Here is a 5214-nt window from a genome sequence, read left to right as displayed (position 1 = left end):
GATTCTTTGACTTCGACGGAAATCTCGCGGCCCGCTCCAAAAATCCCGCTAGAGGTTTTAGAGGGAGATAGGCAACTTTCCCAGTCTAAAGCTTGAAACCGTTACGGCGAGGTTACAGGGTGAGATTAGGTATTGATAACAGGTTTTATAAATACCTAACACCCCCAACCTGACCCAGGACTTAAAGTTACCCAAAGTATTCTGTAACCGCTATCTGTAACCGTTAGCTGGCGACTAATCACCTGTGTCACGCGATTCAGCTTCACAGGGATTATCATAGTTTAGGTATTTCTTGAACCACGCCGGGGAACTGCTACAGCTTCATCAAATAAGTAAACTTGCAGCCCTTCGGAATCTTGATGCTGAGTTCTCGGACAAAATGCGATTCGTTATCTAACGCAATTTTGTATTCGTCATGTTTAGAGCTAGACCTGACAGCAATGACTTTACCCGCTTGCCCATGATGAGTATTGCCAACTTCAGCGATAACTACTCTGTCACCCTCAGCGAACTGTTTATGCTTTGCACCGATTGCGGGAGTTGGGGGAGTTGGTTCTTGTGGGCTGTCGCTAGCGGCGATCGGTTCCGCTACCAGTTCCGAGGATGCGGTTGGCTCTAATTCATTCTGAATTTCTACTGCCGGAGAATTCTGGATAGTATACCCAAAATGATTAGCCGCTTCCTCCCAACCATTTCCGTACAGTCGCTTCAAATAGGGAATATCTACAAGCATGAAAGGTTCGATTTTTGGGGCAATTAGTTCTGGGTTTGCCAGAGCCTCGGAGTATTTGTCTTTAAATTCTGTCAAATACTCAGCTCCATGTTTGTTAAGCCAAGCTTCTCTACTGGCTATCTTGAATGAGCATTCATCAATTTTCTTTAAACAAAACTTTTCAAAACTCTCTCTCTGTCCTTCTGAGAGAGTCTGAAGTAAGTATGAGTAAGTCTGAATAGTCTGAGACGTTTTAGAACCCTTTACTGGTAACGTTTTCAGCTTTTCAGAGTTCGCGTTTGCGGACTGAGAGTTCGCGTTTGCGGACTGAGAGTTCGCATTTGCGGACTGAGAGTTCGCATTTGCGGAGTTAGAGTTCGCATTTGCGGACTTTTTTGTAGGCGTACAAAAATTACTAATTTCAACGTCCGAGTGTGTGAAGCCAAACCAGCCCATCTTCTCAAATTTGAGAATGGCGGCATGGTAAGCAGTTTTCCCGATTCCAGCACCGAGCAAAATTTCAGCAACCTTAACCTTTGCCGGCCTGTCTCCAAAACGGACGAGTTTAAGTAAGTAGAAGAAAAGTTTAGACTCAGCCCTGCTCAGACCGCGCTTTATAATCTGGTCTGCAACGCCATCTCTGATTTGAATGTAGAGTTCTTTCTCTTGAGGTTCGGGACGTACATAGTCTACTTTGACTAGATTTACGCCAGTGCTGGAAATTTGACCGTCAATGCTACTATTGGTAATAGTATGATAAGTCATGAATTTAGCCTATCCCTTAGACAGGTTGAAGGTTGACCGATTAACCAAAGACCGCTGTTGCCAGTTCCAATTGAGAGCAGCGGTTTTTGGCGTTTGTAGTTTAAAAAGTCTTGAGCACAGAATGGAACAGCTCGCTAAAAAATAAGCGAGCAGATAAGTGAATCGCTGCGAGCGCAACCATTCGATTCAATAAACTTTGGGATAGGGATAAAGATTTTAGGCGGGTCGCGGTTCGTCTCAATTTTGCAAAGGTCAGTGTTAGGAGTTGTAGGCGTGTCTACAATCCAAGAGAAAATCTCGACTACCAACTCAAAAAAGTGAGTTCCAACAAAAGCCCGAAGCATCGCCTTGATATCATTCTTAATGGCGCGGGCCAGTTTATGAATGACTATATGCCAAAAAGTCCTGTGTTTTCTGTAATTTGCCCTAATTGCTTGCCCCTCAAATAGACAAGGGATTCCCATCTCCGAACAAAAGGAGAAATCATCCTCGACTAATTTGATGCAAGAAATTAGATCCATATTTTTAGGATATAGCGTTCTAAGCTACTTAATCGTCACTCAGGTGTTTACACTCTTGTTTACACTCTGTCTACAGTTTGTGATTTTCAAAAGTGCAAACTATATCATAAGTTGTGCTTTTTTGGGGAGTATACCGGGTATCACCCATCCCGGTTGTTTTCAAGCGAGCGAGCTAGTCGCGGCCGGGGGAGGCAGGCCAAAATAGCTATCCCCCCCGGCCCACGTTCTTATTTTTCTTCTTCCTCCTCTATTAAGCGTTTATACTCAGCCTCAGCAGCTTTGTATTTAGGAGAGCCACCTTTAGAAACGCCCCACACTTCGAGGATTATCTTGGCTTTACCCCATCCCTTAGCCTTCAGTTGCAGCGCTCGTTCAGCGCGTTCTGATTCAGCGTTCTGGGAGCCGTTCTGTTCAGGTTCAGCTAGTTGTTTTTGGAGGATCGGTTCTGATTCCTGTTCTCCGTCACAAGTCAGTGCTAGCAAGCGTTCTAGCTGTTCTCGCGGGTTCAGGATTTGTTCAGCTTCTTGCTGACGCTGTTGTTGAGAAACGTAAACAGATGTACTGATTTCGTCAATCGTATCAGCCTTGATAGCCTTAGCTTTCATCGCCTCTATTTCATCTTGTTCTGATTGTTCGCGGGCGATGTTGCCAGCAGTAAAAGCGCAAGCAATCGCAGCCCCCAGACTTACCCCTTGCAATGCTTTGTGAATGTCTAGTGTTTTGTCTAGTGCTGCTAGTGGAGCCAACCATAGCACTACAGATGATGCACTCAGCACAAATAGCTTTAGGTGCACAAGAACACCCCCAACCCAATTAACAGCATCGCCAAACTACCAATCAGCAAGGCTTGCAGGTCATTAACTGAAATCTTTAGCAGCTTGCTTAGTGAGAAATCTAGCAGCCAGCTCAAACCCCAGGCGATCGCAATGGCCACCAACAAACACAGAACTGCTCGAAACGCAATCGGATGCAAACTCGCTACCCACCCCAGGAGTGAGAAAGCGATGCACCCAGCCACGAAGTAATTAGCCAGACACATCGCTCTCATTATCTTGAGCCTCCTAACAAGGCAGTACGTAGAGTTTCAAGCGCTTGCACAGCTTCATCAATAGCAGCGCTAGCTTTGTTCATCAGTTGCTGCTTAGGTCTATCTAAATTAGATTGTCCCCGTGCTCTAATTTTTGCCCCTCGCAGCAGTGCGATGCTGATAGCTAAATTGTCCACGGGGAGTTTATCGGGATAGTGGTCATAAATGCGAGTCATTGGTTCATGCCTCCCGTTAGCTTGACTGTAATAGCGTCAATGCGAGTGCGGGCATCGTTATCAGCCTTGTCAATTCCTAAGCCCAGGCGAGCATATCCAGGGCGCAAATTGTGCAACTTTTTAGCTAATCCAGCATCAGCCCGTTTTTTGCCCAGTTCGTTATCAGCAACCACGCCCTCGTATTTGCGGTGTTCCTTGTGAACTGTTTTGTCGGCCGCTTCAATTTTGCCCAATGCCTTGTAAGCGCGTTTAGACTGTCTTGCACCGTCTGTCTTCTCCTTTGCTAAATCCTTTAGCCCATCCGCTTCTTCCTGAGTGAAATAGCGGGGAGCGGGAACTACCGGGACGCTGCGAATCGAGCCAAAGTTACCGGGATTAGTGGGAGTTATGACGCCGGAGTCAGTAGCGGCCAGAACTTTTGATTTGTCGATAGCGTGTCCGCCGTCATTGCTGGCAGTTAGTTTTCCAGCAGAATCTTGGCCGCCACCAAAAAGGCGTAATTGTAAGCTCATCTATTTGTCTCCTAAAGTGAATTCAATCCTGAAGTGAACGGGACGGGGAATCGCATTAAGGGCACGCGGCCAAAAACTCATCAGCAGTAGGATTATCCCCGCCGATGCCAAGCTGACGGCAAGTAGCTGCGATAAATCCACCCACTCAAAGAAATTGATAGGGTTAATCTGGCTATTACCAGACGCTACCGTGTTAGACGTGCTTTCAATTTTTGGCTCAAACTCTAACCCATGCGAGGTTAGCAGCGATTCCCAAGTTTTAGTCGCTGTAAGTTTTCCGTGTTGTCGCGCTTCCTCAGCAGTGAGACCGCAATCATAAGCCAGTGCTTTTAAATGCTCGATTCTACGCCGACTCACCAGAGGTTTATATCGCGCATCATTAAGAGTTGCGGCATCCCCTTCTGGGTAGCCGTCGCGTTGTGTCATAATTTTTGGGCTCCAAACGTTGTATCTGAACGGTTGGGGAAGCCGTGACTTGTTCGGTGTTGATAGCACCGCTCAGTCGCGCAACATCTTCCTTAATTACTTACGATCGCAGTATTCGAGCCATCTTGTCAAGGGATGGCTGTAAAGTTTTGTCGCCTCAACCTTCTAGCAGTTCTAAAAGAAACTCCACATCGGCAAGCGTGACGGCTGATTTCTTGCGCTTAGCTTTTAACTGGTTGAGTAGGTCGGCCGCTTCTGGTAAATCTTGGCTGGCAGACGCTGAATTTTGTTTCAGGTCGGCGAGCTGCTGATTCAATTCTCCAATTTCAAGCCTCAACCTGGATTCTGCGGGGTTGGGTTTGAAGCTGTACCCGCGCTCCAATTCCCGAATCTTGTTTCCTTGATTGAGAATGGTTGCCTTTGCATCTGCGAGTTCACATCTGGCATCGCTCAGTTCTTGCTGCCAGCGAGCTTTCTCAAGTTCAAACGAGCGCTGCTCACGGTGCAGTTCTGCCGCGTGTTCCTTAGCCCATTTTTTAAGCTGCGCGAGTTCTGCCAGTTCTGCTTCTAACTCAGCTCGCATACTAGCTGTGTCACGCGATTCAACAGCAACAGTGCTAGTATCAGCATCTAATAATTTACTTGTGTCACGCGGTTCAGCGTCTTGGTCAAGTTGTCGGGCATATTCTAAAGTTGCGTCAGCCAAAGCGATCGGAACTCGGATAGTGCGAGTCGGGCCACTCTGCCAAGCAGCTTTAAATCGGGAATCTTTGATTGAGTCTTCGTGTCCTTTGGGGTTAGGCATAACAAGTGAATCCCTTGTGTCAAGCGTTTCACTTAGTCTAGCAGTAACCTTAAAGAGTGTCAAGCGCGTGACACACGAGTTTTTGGTGTCCTACCGGACGGGTGGCGGCTATTTTTGGAGCGGGCCAGAATTAGATTCTTTGACTTCGACGGAAATCTCGCGGCCCGCTCCAAAAATCCCGCTAGAGGTTTTAGAGGGAGATAGGCAACT

General features: G+C 46.9%; 8 protein-coding genes. 1 reads left to right on the top strand and 7 read right to left on the bottom strand.

Features of this window, described 5'->3' with window-relative positions:
* Positions 1 to 313 precede the first annotated feature (313 nt).
* From QUB12_RS36590 to QUB12_RS36560, 7 genes are all read right to left on the bottom strand, one after another.
* On the bottom strand, positions 314 to 1477 hold the full coding sequence (locus QUB12_RS36590; protein WP_333310994.1) for a hypothetical protein: 1164 nt from the start codon (positions 1475 to 1477) through the stop codon (positions 314 to 316).
* Positions 1478 to 2225: 748 nt separating this feature from the next.
* Complete coding sequence (locus QUB12_RS36585) at positions 2226 to 2792, bottom strand: hypothetical protein (protein WP_333310992.1); 567 nt, start codon at positions 2790 to 2792, stop codon at positions 2226 to 2228.
* Positions 2783 to 3046, bottom strand: a complete 264-nt coding sequence (locus QUB12_RS36580) for a hypothetical protein (protein WP_333310990.1) — start codon at positions 3044 to 3046, stop codon at positions 2783 to 2785. The genes QUB12_RS36585 and QUB12_RS36580 overlap by 10 nt, the downstream gene beginning before the upstream one ends.
* Positions 3046 to 3261 carry a hypothetical protein gene (locus QUB12_RS36575; RefSeq protein WP_333310988.1) on the bottom strand — a complete coding sequence of 72 codons (216 nt, stop codon included), beginning with the start codon at positions 3259 to 3261 and terminating at the stop codon, positions 3046 to 3048. Before QUB12_RS36575 ends, QUB12_RS36580 begins: the two co-directional genes overlap by 1 nt.
* Positions 3258 to 3773, bottom strand: a complete 516-nt coding sequence (locus QUB12_RS36570; RefSeq protein ID WP_333310986.1) for a hypothetical protein — start codon at positions 3771 to 3773, stop codon at positions 3258 to 3260. The genes QUB12_RS36575 and QUB12_RS36570 overlap by 4 nt, the downstream gene beginning before the upstream one ends.
* A complete protein-coding gene (locus tag QUB12_RS36565; protein WP_333310984.1) occupies positions 3774 to 4199 on the bottom strand; it encodes a hypothetical protein in 426 nt (141 codons plus the stop codon).
* 157 nt (positions 4200 to 4356) lie between these two features.
* The gene (locus QUB12_RS36560; protein WP_333310982.1) at positions 4357 to 5004 is read right to left on the bottom strand and encodes a hypothetical protein; all 648 of its coding nucleotides are present in this window, start codon (positions 5002 to 5004) and stop codon (positions 4357 to 4359) included.
* Positions 5005 to 5020: 16 nt separating this feature from the next.
* Here QUB12_RS36560 and QUB12_RS36555 point away from each other — a divergent pair.
* Positions 5021 to 5214 (top strand): hypothetical protein (locus QUB12_RS36555; RefSeq protein ID WP_333310980.1); only part of this gene is annotated, 194 nt, incomplete at its 3' end.

This window comes from Microcoleus sp. B7-D4, from assembly GCF_036705125.1.
GTDB lineage: Bacteria > Cyanobacteriota > Cyanobacteriia > Cyanobacteriales > Microcoleaceae > Microcoleus.
The sequence above is the reverse complement of the archived record's forward strand: the minus strand, read 5'-3'. Positions and strand labels throughout refer to the sequence as shown.

Excerpts from the sequence above, each read along its gene's own strand:
- QUB12_RS36570 (WP_333310986.1), bottom strand. The coding sequence starts at position 3,773 with ATGAGCTTACAATTACGCCTTTTTGGTGGCGGCCAAGATTCTGCTGGA.
- QUB12_RS36590 (WP_333310994.1), bottom strand. The coding sequence starts at position 1,477 with ATGACTTATCATACTATTACCAATAGTAGCATTGACGGTCAAATTTCC.
- QUB12_RS36580 (WP_333310990.1), bottom strand. The coding sequence starts at position 3,046 with ATGAGAGCGATGTGTCTGGCTAATTACTTCGTGGCTGGGTGCATCGCT.
- QUB12_RS36560 (WP_333310982.1), bottom strand. The coding sequence starts at position 5,004 with ATGCCTAACCCCAAAGGACACGAAGACTCAATCAAAGATTCCCGATTT.
- QUB12_RS36565 (WP_333310984.1), bottom strand. The coding sequence starts at position 4,199 with ATGACACAACGCGACGGCTACCCAGAAGGGGATGCCGCAACTCTTAAT.
- QUB12_RS36575 (WP_333310988.1), bottom strand. The coding sequence starts at position 3,261 with ATGACTCGCATTTATGACCACTATCCCGATAAACTCCCCGTGGACAAT.